Origin of the sequence: Pseudoflavonifractor sp. MCC625, assembly GCF_018784545.1 — a bacterium.
In the GTDB taxonomy this organism is placed as follows: domain Bacteria; phylum Bacillota; class Clostridia; order Oscillospirales; family Oscillospiraceae; genus Pseudoflavonifractor_A; species Pseudoflavonifractor_A gallinarum.
The window spans coordinates 5973-21679 of the sequence record NZ_WQOJ01000030.1 but is presented as its reverse complement, the minus strand read 5'-3'; the positions used below and the strand labels follow the sequence as shown (position 1 = coordinate 21679).

At 47.3% G+C, this 15707-nt stretch carries 16 protein-coding genes and 1 pseudogene; 1 reads left to right on the top strand and 16 read right to left on the bottom strand.

From position 1 onward, the window contains the following. Nucleotides 1–458: 458 nt before the first annotated feature. Entirely contained in the window at nt 459–914 is a 456-nt protein-coding gene (locus GPK94_RS07455; RefSeq protein ID WP_144101164.1) for a sigma-70 family RNA polymerase sigma factor, read from the bottom strand. Nucleotides 915–1320: 406 nt separating this feature from the next. Between GPK94_RS07455 and GPK94_RS07450 the strand changes: the two genes are divergently transcribed. Beyond that, nucleotides 1321–1674, top strand: a complete 354-nt coding sequence (locus tag GPK94_RS07450; RefSeq protein WP_173690035.1) for a helix-turn-helix transcriptional regulator — start codon at nt 1321–1323, stop codon at nt 1672–1674. A gap of 55 nt (nt 1675–1729) precedes the next feature. On the opposite strand, the gene GPK94_RS07445 is transcribed toward GPK94_RS07450, so the two are convergent. The 15 genes and pseudogenes from GPK94_RS07445 to GPK94_RS16010 all read right to left on the bottom strand — a co-directional run. Beyond that, nucleotides 1730–2104, bottom strand: a complete 375-nt coding sequence (locus GPK94_RS07445) for a metal-dependent transcriptional regulator (RefSeq protein WP_144101165.1) — start codon at nt 2102–2104, stop codon at nt 1730–1732. Between the two features lie 20 nt (nt 2105–2124). Continuing rightward, entirely contained in the window at nt 2125–3873 is a 1749-nt protein-coding gene (locus GPK94_RS07440) for an ABC transporter ATP-binding protein (RefSeq protein ID WP_144101166.1), read from the bottom strand. Next, the gene (locus GPK94_RS07435; RefSeq protein ID WP_144101167.1) at nt 3866–5674 is read right to left on the bottom strand and encodes an ABC transporter ATP-binding protein; all 1809 of its coding nucleotides are present in this window, start codon (nt 5672–5674) and stop codon (nt 3866–3868) included. The genes GPK94_RS07440 and GPK94_RS07435 overlap by 8 nt, the downstream gene beginning before the upstream one ends. A gap of 121 nt (nt 5675–5795) precedes the next feature. Further along, the gene (locus GPK94_RS07430) at nt 5796–7277 is read right to left on the bottom strand and encodes an ABC transporter ATP-binding protein (RefSeq protein WP_215655377.1); all 1482 of its coding nucleotides are present in this window, start codon (nt 7275–7277) and stop codon (nt 5796–5798) included. Then, entirely contained in the window at nt 7277–7948 is a 672-nt protein-coding gene (locus tag GPK94_RS07425; RefSeq protein WP_256170970.1) for an energy-coupling factor transporter transmembrane component T, read from the bottom strand. The genes GPK94_RS07430 and GPK94_RS07425 overlap by 1 nt, the downstream gene beginning before the upstream one ends. Before the next feature lie 9 nt (nt 7949–7957). Beyond that, nucleotides 7958–8563 carry an MptD family putative ECF transporter S component gene (locus GPK94_RS07420; protein ID WP_144101170.1) on the bottom strand — a complete coding sequence of 202 codons (606 nt, stop codon included), beginning with the start codon at nt 8561–8563 and terminating at the stop codon, nt 7958–7960. Nucleotides 8564–8680: 117 nt separating this feature from the next. Next, the gene (locus GPK94_RS07415) at nt 8681–9742 is read right to left on the bottom strand and encodes an AraC family transcriptional regulator (protein WP_243123626.1); all 1062 of its coding nucleotides are present in this window, start codon (nt 9740–9742) and stop codon (nt 8681–8683) included. A gap of 389 nt (nt 9743–10131) precedes the next feature. Further along, nucleotides 10132–11547: a relaxase/mobilization nuclease domain-containing protein gene (locus GPK94_RS07410; protein WP_144101172.1), complete on the bottom strand. Its 1416-nt coding sequence runs from the start codon at nt 11545–11547 to the stop codon at nt 10132–10134. A 55-nt stretch (nt 11548–11602) separates the two neighbouring features. Next, nucleotides 11603–11935 carry a hypothetical protein gene (locus tag GPK94_RS07405; RefSeq protein WP_144101173.1) on the bottom strand — a complete coding sequence of 111 codons (333 nt, stop codon included), beginning with the start codon at nt 11933–11935 and terminating at the stop codon, nt 11603–11605. Further along, nucleotides 11932–12786, bottom strand: a complete 855-nt coding sequence (locus GPK94_RS07400) for a nucleotidyl transferase AbiEii/AbiGii toxin family protein (protein WP_215631448.1) — start codon at nt 12784–12786, stop codon at nt 11932–11934. Before GPK94_RS07400 ends, GPK94_RS07405 begins: the two co-directional genes overlap by 4 nt. Next, nucleotides 12783–13391 carry an abortive phage infection protein gene (locus GPK94_RS07395; RefSeq protein ID WP_144101175.1) on the bottom strand — a complete coding sequence of 203 codons (609 nt, stop codon included), beginning with the start codon at nt 13389–13391 and terminating at the stop codon, nt 12783–12785. Before GPK94_RS07395 ends, GPK94_RS07400 begins: the two co-directional genes overlap by 4 nt. Nucleotides 13392–13486: 95 nt before the next feature. Next, nucleotides 13487–13798, bottom strand: coding sequence for a CD1845 family protein (locus tag GPK94_RS07390; RefSeq protein WP_144101176.1), 312 nt, complete (start codon nt 13796–13798; stop codon nt 13487–13489). Nucleotides 13799–13954: 156 nt separating this feature from the next. Beyond that, nucleotides 13955–14299: a plasmid mobilization relaxosome protein MobC gene (gene mobC, locus GPK94_RS07385; RefSeq protein ID WP_144101177.1), complete on the bottom strand. Its 345-nt coding sequence runs from the start codon at nt 14297–14299 to the stop codon at nt 13955–13957. Next, the gene (locus GPK94_RS07380; RefSeq protein WP_144101178.1) at nt 14296–15114 is read right to left on the bottom strand and encodes a DUF3849 domain-containing protein; all 819 of its coding nucleotides are present in this window, start codon (nt 15112–15114) and stop codon (nt 14296–14298) included. Before GPK94_RS07380 ends, mobC begins: the two co-directional genes overlap by 4 nt. 1 nt (nt 15115) lies before the next feature. Beyond that, nucleotides 15116–15707 (bottom strand): annotated as a pseudogene (locus tag GPK94_RS16010) (helicase); the annotation flags it as partial.

Genomic DNA, 15707 nt, shown 5'->3' with positions numbered 1-15707 from the left:
TTAATATCTTAATACTTAAATAGCCGCACCAGTCTGAAAGAAATCTTCGGATAAAAACCTGGTGCGGCTACTGTTATTCTGTTCGGATTACTCGTCATATTTGCCACGCCCCCTGACGATGGGAACACAACAGGTCTCCGCTGGCGCGGCTGTCATAACTCCGCAGCATCGTTCGTATCGTGTGCCGCAGGGTTCCCCCCAAGTCTTTGGCGGGCCGTGAGGAAGTATCTTTAAGCCCCCGCGCCCTCATCGCGCCGGATGTGCCACCATCCGGGTCACAGAGACGTCGATCGCTCCGAAACAGCTTGTCCATCACCTCCTGGCTGCTCCATCTTCGCGGCGTCCTGCACTCGCTCATGCGCGGGTTATGTACCTGTTCTGCCGTGTATTCAGTTGTCAAGCTGCATGAGAGAGATAGACCCTCTCACTTATTTCCCCGTTGGGAGAGTGGTTTTGGTCTATGCTTTTCCCATGTTTTCCAAAAAATTTTTTAATTTTTGGAGCAGCTTGACTTTACGCTGATGCAGAGCTGTTTTGGAAATTCCAAGCTCCATGCTGACAATCCGTTCTGACTTGTCCTCGAAATACAGTTTGTGGAGAATGATCCTCTCATCCGATGACAGATGTTGTAATAATTCCTCCAACCAAACGGACGAGACCGCCTGTTCCTCCACAGGCTGACCAGAAGCGGCAAACTGCTTGTCCTTTTCCAGCAGGCGCTCATAGGAATCCTCTCTGCTGGGCAGGAAAATTGCAGTGTCTTTCTGGAACTTTTCTGTTTTCAGATCATAGGAAAAGTATTCTTCTTTTCGCTCGTAGTGCTGATACACGCGGTAAACCTGTTCGCTTACCGGCACAGCCTGTCCATCTATGTAAAGATAATAATTCGTACTTTCTTCACGATTTTTACTCATAGCCGTTACCTCCAAGAGTTTGAAAAGTGGGTGGTTTTCAAACTCTCGGAAGGCGGCGAACGGCATCGTGGAAATACAAGAAAAACAAAACGGACACAGGCATGGGAATATCCCATGTCAGTGTCCGTTTTATCTTGTTGCTCTTTTTCTGCTACTGATAGTTCCTGTGCAGGCCATAAAAAACCGGCAGGGAAGAAACTGTTTTTTTCGGATTCTGGCGCAATTTCACGGCCAGATTTTTTTCGTTAAGAGGACCTGCCACGAGCAGGCAGGCCATTGTCTTTTTGCATTATCATCTCCTCCTAAGCAAAAAAGGCAACGCATAGTAGCTATAAAAAAGCCACTCTGCAATCATTCCGCATAATATTTGTAACTCGTAAAATATTATTATGTGAGGTGACGGAGAGTGGATAAAAAAGTACGACATATAGATTTTTCGTTTGGGACATCCTTGCGGAATGCCAGAGAAAAACGAAACTATAAGAGAGAACAGATTGCGGAGCGTGCAGAAATCAGTCCTCGTTTTTTAGCGGCCATAGAAAGCGGCAGGCGCAAGCCGAGCCTGGATGTTTTGATTCGCCTTGTCAATGCCATTGGCGCTTCTTTTGATGAAATCCTTGCGCCGCAGACGAACACAGACAGCGAAATTGTTGACCGGATCAGACGGTTGGTTCCACAATGCAGCCAGCGGGATCAGGAGCTGTTGCTTGCCCTGATTGATAAAATGTTGGATACCAAAGAAAATAACGCTAACAAATAATGCGGTCGGGTGTATTACCCGGCCGCATTGCTTTGTCCGTTGCTGTACAGGCCAGCTATTTTCCCTTTTGAGAGGAATAGTAATCCCGAAGTTTTTCAAAGGATTCCATACTGATGTTGTGTTCCATCCGGCAGGCATCAGTTTCCGCCGTCTTTGGGTCAACGCCTGCGGCGATGAGCCTGTCTCGGAAAAAGCAGTGCCGCTCGTAGATTTTTTCGGCAACCTCCCGGCCTATATCGGTCAGATAAAGAAAGTGATCTTCATCCATCGTCAGAAAGCCGCCGTCTTTTAGGGTGTTTACAGCATGGCACACGCTTGGTTTTGTAACCTCCATGTGCCTGGCAACATCCACGGAGCGTACCATGCCCATCTTCTTATGGAGGACAAGGATGGCCTCCAAGTAATCTTCGCCGGACGCATGAAGTTTCATCAGTACCTCCTTATTATGAGTTAGACGCTTAATCTCCAATTTGCAGAGGCTGTCTGCAAATCGACCAGTTTACGGTACAGTCCATTTTCTTTCATAAGTTTCTCGTGAGTTCCGTTTTCAACTACCATGCCATCCGACAACACAACGATGTTATCCGCAGCTTCAACCGTCCTCATTCTATGGGCAATAATAAGGACAGTCTTACCTTTGACCAGTCTGGAAATTGCGTTCTGAATTTCAGTTTCGTTGTCTACATCAAGAGAAGCGGTTGCTTCATCCAAGAGAATCACAGGGGCGTCTTTCAAAAGAGCGCGGGCAATAGAAAGACGCTGGCATTCTCCACCAGACAATGTAGAACCGTTTTCTCCAATCACCGTCTGATAGCCATCCGGCAATTTTGAAATGAATTCATCACACTGAGCCGCCTTTGCTGCGGCAATGACTTCCTCATCCGTAGCGTCTTTTTTACCAACACGGATGTTCTCCATGATGGTGTTATTGAAAAGTACGACATCCTGAAAAACGATAGAGAAATTTTTCATCAGCATGGTTGAATTGAGCGGAGCGATATCGGTTCCGCCCAAAAGGATTCTTCCTCCATCCAGGGGATAAAATTTGGCAGCCAGCTTTGCAACCGTACTTTTACCGCCACCAGACGGGCCGACCAATGCGGTAACCTGTCCCTGCTTTGCAGTAAATGAGACATCCCGCAGCACCGGCTTGTCCTTCTCATAAGAAAACCGGACATGATCGAAAGTAATATCGTATCCGTTTGTATGGATTTCTTTTTCGCCGGTTTCTTCCGGGTATTCTTCAATTTCTTTTAGACGGTTCACTTGAAGTTGTACGGAAAACAGTTCTGCCATATTTGCCATTGCCCCAGAAAGGGGATCGTACAAGCGAGAAGCCGCAATCAAAAACAGAATATAGGTAAAAAGGGTCGCATTGCCGTTTACCACAAGACTATTTCCGACAACGATTACTGTCGCCAACCCAAGCCGTAAAAACATCTGGCCGGTTGTCAGTAAGCTCGCTGTCGTCATTTCAGAAGAAATCTGTGCTTTTTCGGCAGCATCCATCTTTGCATCCAGTTTGCGGAGATAATCTTCCTCTTGATTGCAGGCTTTTATATCCTGTACGGTCTCCAGGCATTCCTGGATGCCTTCGGCAAGTTCCAGTCTGGCATTCATATGCTTTTTGCTTAGCTTTTCCTGCCATTTCCGTGACAGAAGTACAATCGCAAAGGAAATCGGAGCTACCCAGAGAAGGGCCAGGCCCATTTGCCAGTTGAAAATCAGCAGGCCCACACAAACAATACCTGTTGAGATAACCGCTCCAAAAAATTGCGGAACGGTATGGGAAAATGCGTGTTCAAAATTTGCACAGTCCCCCATAATTGTGCTTGTCAGATCAGCAATATCACGCTGGTGGAAAAAGGTCAGTGGAAGGGTTCGTAATTTTTCCGCAAGACTGATACGCCGCCTTGCACTTTCATCATAAGTTCCCAGATATGCTGCGGTGTACTGGCAATAGTGAAAGATAAAAACAACGGCTAAAATCACAATACCAATCACTGTATAAACAATGGCGCTGATCTCCGGCGCATTCATTCCCAAAATAGGCGCAAGAAGCTGGTTGAGAACGATTGCCAGAAGAATAACAGGAAACATCAGACTGATATTTGCCAGTACGGAATAAATAATTCCTTTCAGCAGATCCTTTGCACCCTGATTGCTTAACGCATACTTGTTTTTCAGTGCTTTAATCATGCTGCTCACCCTCCTTTCCGACTTTCCATGCAATCGAAGTTTGATAATCCTTCCACATAGAAGAATAAATGCCATTCAAAGCGACTAATTCTTCATGTGTACCTCTTTCAGCAATTTGTCCATCCTTAAATACCAGAATAAGGTCTGCGTCTTGTATTGTAGAAAGCCGGTGAGCTATCATCAAAACAGTTTTATTCTTGGTCAACCGCTCAAAGGCAAGTTGTATCTGATGTTCGTTCTCGGCGTCTGCAAATGCTGTGGCTTCATCGAGAACGATGATGGGAGCATCTTTTAAGATTGCCCTTGCCAACGCAATCCTCTGGTTTTCACCTCCTGAGAGATAAGTGCCTCCTGTTCCGACAAGCGTATCAAGCCCGTCCGGAAGCCGGTCAATAATATCTTTGCACTGTGCTTCATTGGCCGCTTTCAACACTTCTTCTCTGGTGGCGTCTGGACGGGCCGCCTTAATGTTGTTAAGTAAAGTATCTTTGAACAGGCGGGTATTCTGAAACACGAAAGCAACTCTTTTCATCAATTCCTGCTTTTCAATATTGCGTACGTCCACACCGCCAATCGTAACGGAGCCTGATTGGACATCATAAAAGCGGGGAATGAGACTTGCCGCCGTACTTTTGCCGCTGCCGGAAGCTCCGACAAGTGCAACTGTTTTTCCTGCCGGGACCTCAAAGCTGATATGGTTTAAGGCGTTTCCTTTGGCACCCGGATAGGCAAAAGACACATCCGAAAATACAATCGAAGCGTCTGCCGGGATCATGGGATGCTCCGGTTCCTTTAATGGCTGTTCCTGTAAAATTTCCTCCACTCGGCTGACTGCGCTTTTTGCGGCCATGAGCTGCTCACTGGCAAACATGATACGGTTCATCATAGTTGCACAGACCGGAGTAAACAGACTGTAAAACAGGAAATCCAGTACAACATTTTCATAAGCGGCCTGTCCGCTGACTCCAGATAAAATCAACATAGCGACCGGGATAAGTAAAACAAATGTGCCGTTCAGTGTGACTGTAAATCCGGTAAGAGGAATACGGCATTTCAAAGCATACCCGGAAGCAAATTTTTCATATTCTTCTATGGCTGCATGGAAATTTTTGAAGGAGTAAATTGTCTGCTGAAACACCTTTACTACAGGAATACCGCGAATGTATTCCACGGCCTCTTTATTCATAGTTTCCAGTGCAGTCATGTATTTACCCATAAACTGTGCATTGTCTCCACCCATCATCTGTTTCAGAAAGATGACACTGATCCCCATAGGGATCAGGCAGCAGATTCCTAACCGCCAGTCAAAAAGAAAAATCAACACAATAACAGCAACCGGCATAACAACCGCACCAGTCAAATCCGGCAGTTGATGAGCCAGGAATCCTTCTGTAAGTCCTGCGTTGTCATCAATGATTTTTCGCAGCCGTCCACTGGCGTTCTGGCTGAAATATCCCAGCGGAAGTGTCACAATATGATGAATTGCTGTTTTCCGCATATTGGTTGCTGTGCGGAATGCCGCCAGGTGGGTGCAGTTCAACGCGATGAAATAAATTAAAATACTTGCTGCTGCAAACACGACTGCCATCCACGCATAACGAGTACTTTCCGTTGCAAGAGATATATCCCCCGCAGCGAATGCCTGAATCAAATCACGGATAACAAGCCATATACAAACAAAGGGCAGCATAGACAAAATGGTACTAATCCCGGAGAGGATACAGCCTAAAACAGTCAGGACATGGTAGTTTCCTGCATATCCGAACATTCTGGACAGCTCTCCATTTTTTTGCTTCTCCATAAGCAAGGCTCCTTTCGCAGTAATAGGCGGGTTAGAATCTTCTAACCCGCCTATTATCATAAAAGTATTTTATGGTTTTTGCCACTCCATACAGGGCATATCTATCCATTCAGACACACAACTACTGACACATGAGGCAAGAATATAACCGAGGGAGGTTTCCTTGCAGGGGGAATGTTTCTGCATGACCTTCATCAACAAAATGAAGCACTCGATTACAAGTCATAGCAGCAAATTCATAATCATGGGTGATAATCAAAATGGTCTTTCCCTTTTGAGCCAGAGCCTTCAAATGCTCAGATATTCTCATCATATTTTTGAAATCAAGGCCGCTGGTAGGTTCGTCCAAAAGCAAAACAGGCGTATCTATCCAATCTGATACGGCAAGAGTAAGCCGTTGTTTCTGACCTCCAGACAGGGTAGCAGGATGCTTGTCTTTCCATTCAAAAAGTCCATATAATTTCAGCAGATCATCCCTTTGCTCCTGGGTACTTCCTTTACCGTTCAAGAGCAATTCTTCCTCCACACTGTCTCCAAACAGCTGGCAATCCGTATTCTGCATAACGAAATAGGCAAAATTCTTTCTTTTACCCTTGGAAATTTCTTGCCCATTGTATAAAACCTGCCCTGTCTTTTCTTTCTGTATCCCGCAAAGAATGTTAGACAACGTCGTTTTCCCAATTCCATTATGTCCTACGATCGCAATCAGATCACCAGCATACACCTGGAAAGATATGTCGTGAAAGACTGGATGTTTGCGGTAAGAAAAGGCCAGCTGCTTTACCTCTAATGTCACATTTTTATCTTCTCTGGGAGGAATATCTACCTCGATATGGCGCAAATCCGCGGCCCGGATTCCAATTTTCTGCCGTTTATTTTCTGACATGGAAAGCAGTTCTTCAGGACTCCATTCTTCTTTTATGCTTCCATTTTCCATGTAGAGGAAGCGATCTGCAAGGTCTGTAAGATAATAAAGCCTGTGTTCAGCAACAACGATGGTATGTCCCTCCGCCTTCAATTCGCGCATAAGATTTTTAAGTGCCTCAACGGAATACATATCCAGATTGGCCGAAGGTTCATCAAATACATAAATTTCTGGATCAACAGCATTGACGGAGGCCACCGCTATTTTCTGTTTTTCTCCGCTGGACATGGGATAAATCTCTTTCCCACGCAGCATATCTCCGTTAATACGCTTAATTGCATTGGAAACCCGCCCATCCAGTTCTTCATAGGAAACGCCATAATTTTCACACCCGAACGCAATTTCATCCTCTGTAATACTGGCAAAAAACTGGCTTTTGGGGTCTTGAAAGATTGAGCCTACTTTTTTCCCGATTTCATACAGAGGATATTCCGATATGCTACGTCCCAACAGGGTGACGCGCCCTTTCAGTGTTCCTTCATAAAATTGTTCAGCTAACCCGTTTATCAATCGTGTCAGAGTTGTCTTTCCGCAGCCACTTCCTCCAGTCAAGACAAGGAATTCTCCCTCTTTTATGTCGAGGTTGATATGCTGAATACTCTCTGTTTCAGCTCCCGGATATTCAAAAGATACATCTTCAAACTGGATAACGGATTGCTTTGCTTCATCATTTACCATTATGCTACCGTCCTTTCCAGCACAAAATAGAGTGCGGTTACACAAACAGCAATCGCGCACATAATCCAATCCCGCTTTTGAAATTCTATCTTTCTGCGGCAAGTATGTTTCCCTGGATTGGAAATCCCCCTGCTTTCAGCAGAAGCAGCAAGTTCTTCGGCTATTCTGGATGAACGGAAAATAACAGGTGTAACAATATACTCCATTGCGTCCAAAGGGTGTTTCCATGACAATAGCTTTCGCAGCCGAAGTGAGGCAAACACATCAGAAAACTCACTGCGTACTGTAGGAAAGAAGCGCAGCATAAAGGTTACGGGAAGCGCAATTCCGTCTGGAGCGTGGATTTTCTTAAAAACTGCCACAACTTCTCCTGGAGGCATACCGATCACAGGCTGTGCAGCCATAACCATCATCAAAATACGAAGCACCATAAACAGGAACATTTCCGGCATAAGGATGGTAATGCCCTGCCCCCCGGAAAGCAGCCTCAACACGATAAAAATGCCGCAGACGATCAGATATTTTATTGTCTGCCTGCCAAAGCCCTGAATAATCAGATACACACTCAAGACACCCAAAAGTGTGTATATCAAAATGTCGCTTGTGAGCACCGCCACAAGCGACATAGTGAGAACTATGACAAGCAATTTGGTCCGAAAATCAAATTTCATGTTCATAGTTTATTTAATCGCGCCACTCTTTCTGAAGTGCTTCACAATCAGTTTGTTGCTAATCATGCAGCCAAGGATGGCCAGGACTGCGGTAACGGCCAGGCTCAGAATAACATACTTCGGATCAGTGTAATACTGGGTCTGAACCTGAACCTGCTGCTCACTGACGCCGGTGGCGAGGAATGCGTCCTTGAAGAACCAGATTTCGGACATCCCGTGTGCAGCACGAACTAATGCTGTGATTACCCACGAAATAGACACGCGCTTAATGTCATGGTAGGCACCCTTTCCGCACATAGAGAGCTCCGCAATGATGCCACCACCCAGAAACCACGGGATCATAAACGGCCCCATCATGAGTCCGGCGATAATCGCCCACATGATATTGTAGACAAGGGCGGGGCCATGCTTGCCAACTTTCATGCACATGTAAACATAGAACGGTGCGAGGATAAGTGCCGCACCGGCGGCGTTAAAAATCATGGAATAGAACAGAGAAGCGCCAGTCAGGGTCGAATAGACCATAAATACAACGAACATGACCGCACAGAAGATACCGATGATTGCCGCGTCTTTGACAGTGTACTTGTTGCCTGTCGATTTTTCATTTTCCATTTGGAAATCCTCCTTTGTCTTGCAGAGAGTTAGCACCATCTAACTGGCTATTCAAAAAATAGGCCAGCCTCAAGCGCTCTTTCTGCTTTTATCTGACAAAGGATATTTTAATGCAACTCAGATTTCTTCGCCACTCCATACAGACCCATTCCTATCCAAACGGACACTCTTTCTAAATTCCGTTGGAGAACTTCCATACGTTTCCTTGAAGGCAGAAGTAAATTTGTTCGGATTTTCATATCCGATTTTGCTTGCAATGTCCGTCACTGACAACTCTGTTTCCAGTAGTAGTTTTTGAGCTACTTGAAGCCGATAGGTACGAAGATAGGAATAAACAGAGGTTCCATATACGCCCCGAAAGCACTTTTTCAGCGCTGTTGTAGAAATCTCAAATTTCTGAGAAAGCTGTTCAATTGTGTGATGTGTCGTTAAATCCTCCGTAATATAGGACGCCACTTCTTTAATCAATGCAACCTGATTTCGATTGAAATAATCCATCTGCAAAACTTCGTCTGCCGTATTAAGATCGCTTAAAAACAAAAGCAGTTCCAGCATTTTAATTTTCATATATCCCGGTTTTCGTTTTTCTCGGACATGGTAAAGTTCTGAAAAAATATGCTCAATCGACGGATTGGCTCGCATGATACAGCAACGGTTGCCCTCACAGATATATGTTTGAATATACTTCAAATCAATATTCAGCAGTTCCATAATCCGCCGCACCTCTGGCAGTAGCTCATCCAGATTGATGATAATGGAAATACCATGATAATGGTTCAGAGGGAAACACGAATTTGATTTTTTCTTCATCCCAGAACTGATGGATAAATCACCTTCAGCCATGTAGCAACAACTGTTTTCACCAAAGCTACACTCAAAACGTCCAATCAGACAGTGGTTAATCTCTATCATATTTTTTGCGGTAGCTTGGTTTTGGTTGCAATACCCCATGTGCATATCGTTATAGTAAAGCTCAATACCTGGAAAAACCTGATAGACGGTAATCTTTCCGTGTCCTGTTTCATTTGATAGTCGGAAAATTTTGCAGTCCTGGCGCAATTCATCTTTAGCTTCTTCTGAGAAACCATATAGCTTCATGCCCTCAAATCTATCTGGCAATTCCGACTGTGATAATATCTCAATCGCACCAGAGAGTGCTTGTTTTTCATAAGAGTGCATTTCTCACACCTCCTGTCGGTTTGCTACATCTAACTATATTTAAGTATAGAATGGACAAAAGATGATGTCAAATATTTTTGTCGGACTATCTGTAAAATCAAGCATAAATCAACCTTTGAAAAATAGTTCTTTATTCCGACACTCGCAATGTGCTCATCGGCTAATCCTAACAGGTACAGATAAAAGCGGTTATCAAGAATTCCTGATACAGGGGGTGATAAAAGAGGCAAGCAATGCCGGTGTTAATACACTCGGCCCGCAGAGGGCAAAATCCTGCCGTGATTTTCCCCTCCGCTTTGCTTGTTGAGGGCAGCGCCCCCAAACCCCTTTGGACACAGAATTTCATTCTGCGGCTGCGCGTTCTGCGAACGCTTTGGACCATGACCGGCTCACCGCTGGCCGTGGTCTTTTTCCTGTTCCTTTTTCTGTTCCTCGTCCATTTTCAGCAGCCGGTCCACATTGGCCTTGGCGGTCAGAAGTTCCCGCATTTCCTCACGGGAACGCCGGTACTCGGCATAGGTTTTCTTCTTTTCTTCCAGCAGCTTGGCATACTCGGCTTGCAGGTCTTTAACCTTGGGCAGCTTCTTCACGCCCATCTCGTCAAAGGCATTTTTGGCTGCCTGATGGAGCAGGATTTCTTCTTCATGTTCCTCGCGGAATTTCTTGGAGTAACCAGCTTTCCGGTAGGCCACATAGGTCTCGCGGGTCTTGGCATAGTTGGTGATATGGGTACGCAGTACGGCAATCTCCGCCATGCGCTTTTCCGCTGCCTTGATCTGCGCCGACAGTTCGTTGTGGTGGGCGGTGGCTGCCGCCGCTTTTTCTGCCAGCTCCGCATAGTCCAGCAGCTGATGTTCGGTAAGAAAATTTACAGTCTGCGCCATCTGTTTCAGGTTAAAAACCTTGGCCCAGCGCGCATACCCAGCGCCTTTCCCAGCCTGTAATTTTGCCTGAATGTCCACCAGCAGATTGACCTTGGGCTGCTCCGGCTGCACGATGGATTTCTTACGGGGGATGTGCTGTTTTTCACCGGCCAGCACCGCACGAATTTCCGCTTCACTGTACCCGGCTCCCAGCTTGTCATCCATGCGGGCTACATTCTTCCAGCCGGGTGCTTTGAGCCGGATGGCTTTCCCGCGCCGGGATACTTCGCAGCCCATTTCCGAAAGCAGCTTCAGCAGCGCATCAAAGTCTGCCGGTTTCTGTTCCAGCGCACGGTCAATCATCACCCGCAGCTGCTCCCGATGGGATGGCTTGGCCTGTTCGCCCAGCCACTTGTTGTAGCTTTTTCCGTGGGGTTTCGGGTCCTCCACAATGGACAGTCCGTTCTCAATGCAAATGGTGTCGCTCAAGCGCCGGACAGCCCTGGTGCTGCCCCAAAAGTTGCGGAATTTTCGGTCACAATCCGTATTGACCGCCGACCAGATGATGTGATTATGAACGTGCGATTTGTCTATGTGAGTGCAGACCACAAAGGCGTGATTGCCCTTGGTAAACCTCTTGGCAAACTCCACGCCCAGGCGGTTGGCTTCCTCCGGGGTAATCTCACCGGGTTTGAACGACTGGCGCACATGGTAAGCGATCACATCATCCGTTCCGCGCACCCGCCCGGTGGCGGCGATGTACTGCCGCTTTGCCAGCAGAAACTCTGCATCGGCGGTCCGGCTGTCACAGCCATAGCCGGTAATTAGTTTTCCGTTGTCGGTCTTTTGTGGATTTGCCACATAATCAATAATGTCGCTGATTGCTTGACTTTCGGTGCGGCCCTTGCCGATATGCAGCGGCATGATTCGTGTGGTTGCCATAGATGGAGCCTCCTTTCCAAAAAAGAAATGGCCTGCATGGTGCAGACCGCTTTCGTTATTCTATAAAATCATTCTCATCAAGAAAATCAAAATCGTCATCGGTGTCCTCTAACTGTTTTGGAGGAAACCTCATCTCGTATTGTTCTTTCGCCAGCGCACGGACTTCCGGGCGCTTATCTTTCATTCGGTTTTTCAGCCAGGAAATTTGTTCCTTTGATAATCGCCAGGGGAGATTTAGCAAGCGGTTTATTGTCATTTGCTCCGCTTGCTTCTCCGGCGGCAAAGAAGCACAGGATTTACAGATATGAGCCGCATGGCCTTTGCCGGAAAATTTTTCGTTGGCTTTGTATTCTCCGCAGACTTTGCAATAATGACCGTGTTTTTTCATAGGCTCGATCCCTTTTCACATAGAGCGTATAAGCTGCGAACCGCCCCCATGATGATGCTCCACTCCAGATCTGCCGCATAGGAAAACTTCCTGCGGTAAGATTCCCAAAGTTTCTGCATAACCGAGCTGTTTTCCACTTCCTCAAAAACTTCGGCAGCTTCTGCAAGATGTCGTTCTGTCCCGCGTTTGTGAGAAGTGGCCCACAGCGCATCATGGAGAATCTGTGGGTTCAATGTGTTCCCATGCAACTGTTCCAGAATATAAATGTCATAGAAATCTCTCATGCGGGTGTTTGTGGTGGTTCTGGTGATGATTGTTTCCAGCTTTTCAGCCAGAACGGTTTCCAGATTGTATGCCCAAATATCAATGGAGCGATCTTCCAGCATCAGCTTGAAAGAGTAGCGTACCTCCCTGGGGGTAATGGCATCCCCTGTGGAAATGTCAATCTTCAAAGGTGTCACCACACCGTCAAAGGTTGTAGTCATGCTGACCCGAATCCCAGGATACTCCGCTTCATCCATAATCTCTGAAATGCTTTTCAGCTGAAATTTGACGCCATCATCAATCGGTACACTCACAATAGCAGAAATCAGGTTCTCGATGTCCTCTACATTAACATTGGCTCCTTTTACAGTAGCGTCCAAGTCCATGGTGGAACGGGCATCCAGTCCAACCATTGCCGCTACCAGCATCCCGCCTTTCAGAATAAATTTGTCACGATATTCAGAAAGGGAAATTCTCTCCAGAAAACGCTCCATCATATAGTTTCGCATTAAAAGCTGTGCATCCGCAGATTTTTCTCTGGAAAGATTGCGAATTAAATCTTTTAGCTGCCTTGCTGTTTTTATCATAAAAGCACCTCCAAATACTGCCGTAAAATTTTTTCAACCCGGAACATACCGGCATACCGCATCAAAGTCCGCAGATCCTTGTCCTTTCCTCTGGCATACATCTTCAGCGCACCTTGAAACGTCTGTATTTCCATGCTGTTCCGGCTGCGGAGCAGATCGCAGATGGTGCGCTCCATATCATAGACAGGAACCGTATGCCCAAAAGGTGTTTGGCCAGTTGTCAGCCCTACCTCATATAGTTCTGGTTTGATGGTGTAAACAGAAAGGCCCTCTGCCTTTAAGCGAGTGGTGCTGTACCCTCTGCGCACCGTGATAGCGTATGGAGATGGTTCCCGGTCTGTCAGGTCATGGAAAAATAGCGCTGATTCATGGGAAAATACTGCCTGACCACACCGCAGATGTAACAGAAACATCGCATCAAGCCAGGTATCCTCGGAGACATAAATTCCGTGAGCAACCTGCTGAAGATTTTTCTCTTTGACATATTCATAAAAAATGGGTTTTACAATTCCGCTGGCGATTACCTGTGCGGTTTGCAGCATCCCATCATGCTCGGTCAGAAGTCTGTCTAACTGCTCAAACCGTTCTGATTTGGTCACATTCATCACTTCCTTTCGTACTACCATTATACACGAATGTAGCACGGAAGTAAATATAGCGATTTAACAGACACTGTCTGGCATTTTTGTGACCGCGCATTTTATCCATAAACCAAATCCTGAATGGCAAACTTCAAGTCCTGCACCTTGCCCAGCAGCCAGATGGCAGCCATCGGCAGACCATAGGGACTAATAAGAAATGCCATCACCAGCAGGATAATACCGTTTTGCAGGGAACAGGACAGCAGGACCGCCACGCCCAACAGGGCGATCACCATGCTGATAAGCCCCAGCACCAGACCGGAGATATAGACGATCCCCACACAAATCCATACAAACAATGTCAACGCCAGAATTACGGGAGCCGCTAAAATCTTCAACAGCAGTTTCAACAAAAATACCAATGCCCTCATTGTTATGCCTCCTCTCAAAATCACAGTTCCTGTTCCTGATTCCATTATCCCTGTCTCATAGCCAAAAGACAAGGATACGGGCAAAAAGAAAAAGCGGAGGAAGGCGCGGCGAAAAGAACGCCGTTCCTCCCTCCGCAGATGAGGTATTTGTCCCGGTTACGAAAGTTTGGAGAGCCGGGTCAGTATCTCCTTAATGCCGTCCCATAACTGTTCCTGCCGCTGGGATATATCCTCCAAATCGGCATCATAAATCCGCCCGGTCTCATGCACCTTACGGGTCAGCTGGTTTAAGTTGTTGCTGCTCCGGCGCAGCAGGGATACCAGTTCTTTCAGTTCCGGCAAATCCAGCTGCACCACATAGCCGTCCACAGCCATTTTCCGCAGATAGGCGCTCAGGTTTTTTGTCCCAAACTGCGCCATTTTCTTCTGGATTGCTTCCATCTCCGCAGCGGATACCCAAAACAGGACCGGCACATCCCGTTTGCGCTTTTGGCTGCTCATCGTTCCGGCTCCCGTTTCTTCGGGGCGGCAGGCTTATGGGCAGGCAGTTCCTGCTTGAGCTTATCCCGTACAGAGGGACGGGACGGTTGCAGTTTTTCTCCCTGAGTACGGCTGCGCTGCTGTTCTTCTCGCACCAGATCAATAAAACCATCCAGCACAGCAGGGTGGCTGTTCAGGACATAACCACAACGGACAGTTTCGGGGTTATCGTTGGGAATGGTCTTGGCCCATTCCTTATTGCGTCGGGAGTAACGCCCATCCCAGTCCTGAAGCTGGACGGTGTTGGCAAGGACCAGCGCCACACGCTCCATGCCATAGGTCTCGATCACACCCTTTGCCGCATCGTGACTGAGATACATTCCGTCGAAGTGTTCCCGCACCGCCGCTTCAATGGACTCTTTGCATTGGCGATTTACATTGTTGGAAGCTCGGTACTGCTCCAGCTCCCCATGTTCTCTCGCATAGGCAGCAGAATGTGGATAGACCGGTGTTGTTCGCAGTTCCTCTTTAGCTCTGCACACATCGTCGGCACGGTTTTCAATGCTGTCCCGGATCACATCCATGTAGCCGGTCTCCAGCTTTTCAAAATAACGGTACACATCAGCCAGCGGCGAGGGGGAATCCAAAAGCGCCTGTGCCTGTGCGTCGGTCAGCTCCAGCTGCTCCATCGCCATCACGATGTCCTCCCGGACCGTGTACTCATAGGTGTGGTGCAGGATTTCCTCCGGGGGCTGGCTTTTCAGCCAGTCCCGGAATTTATCCTGTTCATCAGACATTTTCTCATAAAGAGCTGTATTCAGATCGTTAGTATTCATGTTATCGCACCTCCTCATGCTGTTTTGGTTTCTTGTCTGTACTGCGGGGTTGCACCGGGCGTTTTAGGTTATCCAGCACCGAAGGCCGTGTGCTTTTGGCAACAACAGACTCGGTGTGTGCCTGCCCCTTTCCGTCGATGTTGAGCAGGGTATCCAACTCCACCAGACGGGCGTTTTTGCTTCTCAGTTCTTCTTCATAAAGGAATGGCTTTCCGACTTCCTCCTTTGCGGCAACCTGCTGCTGATAGAGGTTATCCAGCTGGGCCTTTGCCGCCTCCAGACGCTGGGGCATCTGGGCGAGGGCATTGTCGATACGGGTAAGATTTCCGCGAGGGTCTGTACCAAGGGTTGCCCGGTGGGTCATCTGTCCTTTCAGCAGGAGCGTATACTCCTGTTTCCAAGCGGAAAATTCCACGGACATGGCATACCCCCGGTAGCTGCCGATCTGCACCGGATCGGAGGTTTTGACCTCCTTGCAGGCATCCAAAAGAGCTGCACCTGCGTTCTCCTTATCGGTCAGCAGGTCTCCACGAATCTCCATACCGGCAAAGCCGTCCTCTGGGTGCGGGTGAGCTGCCAAAACCTCCAGATCG

Coding starts and splice junctions, on each gene's coding strand:
- GPK94_RS07425 (WP_256170970.1), bottom strand. CDS start 7,948: ATGAAATTTGATTTTCGGACCAAATTGCTTGTCATAGTTCTCACTATG.
- GPK94_RS07400 (WP_215631448.1), bottom strand. CDS start 12,786: ATGATAAAAACAGCAAGGCAGCTAAAAGATTTAATTCGCAATCTTTCC.
- GPK94_RS07420 (WP_144101170.1), bottom strand. CDS start 8,563: ATGGAAAATGAAAAATCGACAGGCAACAAGTACACTGTCAAAGACGCG.
- GPK94_RS07390 (WP_144101176.1), bottom strand. CDS start 13,798: ATGAGGGCATTGGTATTTTTGTTGAAACTGCTGTTGAAGATTTTAGCG.
- GPK94_RS07380 (WP_144101178.1), bottom strand. CDS start 15,114: ATGAATACTAACGATCTGAATACAGCTCTTTATGAGAAAATGTCTGAT.
- mobC (WP_144101177.1), bottom strand. CDS start 14,299: ATGAGCAGCCAAAAGCGCAAACGGGATGTGCCGGTCCTGTTTTGGGTA.
- GPK94_RS07430 (WP_215655377.1), bottom strand. CDS start 7,277: ATGGTAAATGATGAAGCAAAGCAATCCGTTATCCAGTTTGAAGATGTA.
- GPK94_RS07435 (WP_144101167.1), bottom strand. CDS start 5,674: ATGGAGAAGCAAAAAAATGGAGAGCTGTCCAGAATGTTCGGATATGCA.
- GPK94_RS07445 (WP_144101165.1), bottom strand. CDS start 2,104: ATGAAACTTCATGCGTCCGGCGAAGATTACTTGGAGGCCATCCTTGTC.
- GPK94_RS07395 (WP_144101175.1), bottom strand. CDS start 13,391: ATGAATGTGACCAAATCAGAACGGTTTGAGCAGTTAGACAGACTTCTG.
- GPK94_RS07410 (WP_144101172.1), bottom strand. CDS start 11,547: ATGGCAACCACACGAATCATGCCGCTGCATATCGGCAAGGGCCGCACC.
- GPK94_RS07455 (WP_144101164.1), bottom strand. CDS start 914: ATGAGTAAAAATCGTGAAGAAAGTACGAATTATTATCTTTACATAGAT.
- GPK94_RS07440 (WP_144101166.1), bottom strand. CDS start 3,873: ATGATTAAAGCACTGAAAAACAAGTATGCGTTAAGCAATCAGGGTGCA.
- GPK94_RS07415 (WP_243123626.1), bottom strand. CDS start 9,742: ATGCACTCTTATGAAAAACAAGCACTCTCTGGTGCGATTGAGATATTA.
- GPK94_RS07405 (WP_144101173.1), bottom strand. CDS start 11,935: ATGAAAAAACACGGTCATTATTGCAAAGTCTGCGGAGAATACAAAGCC.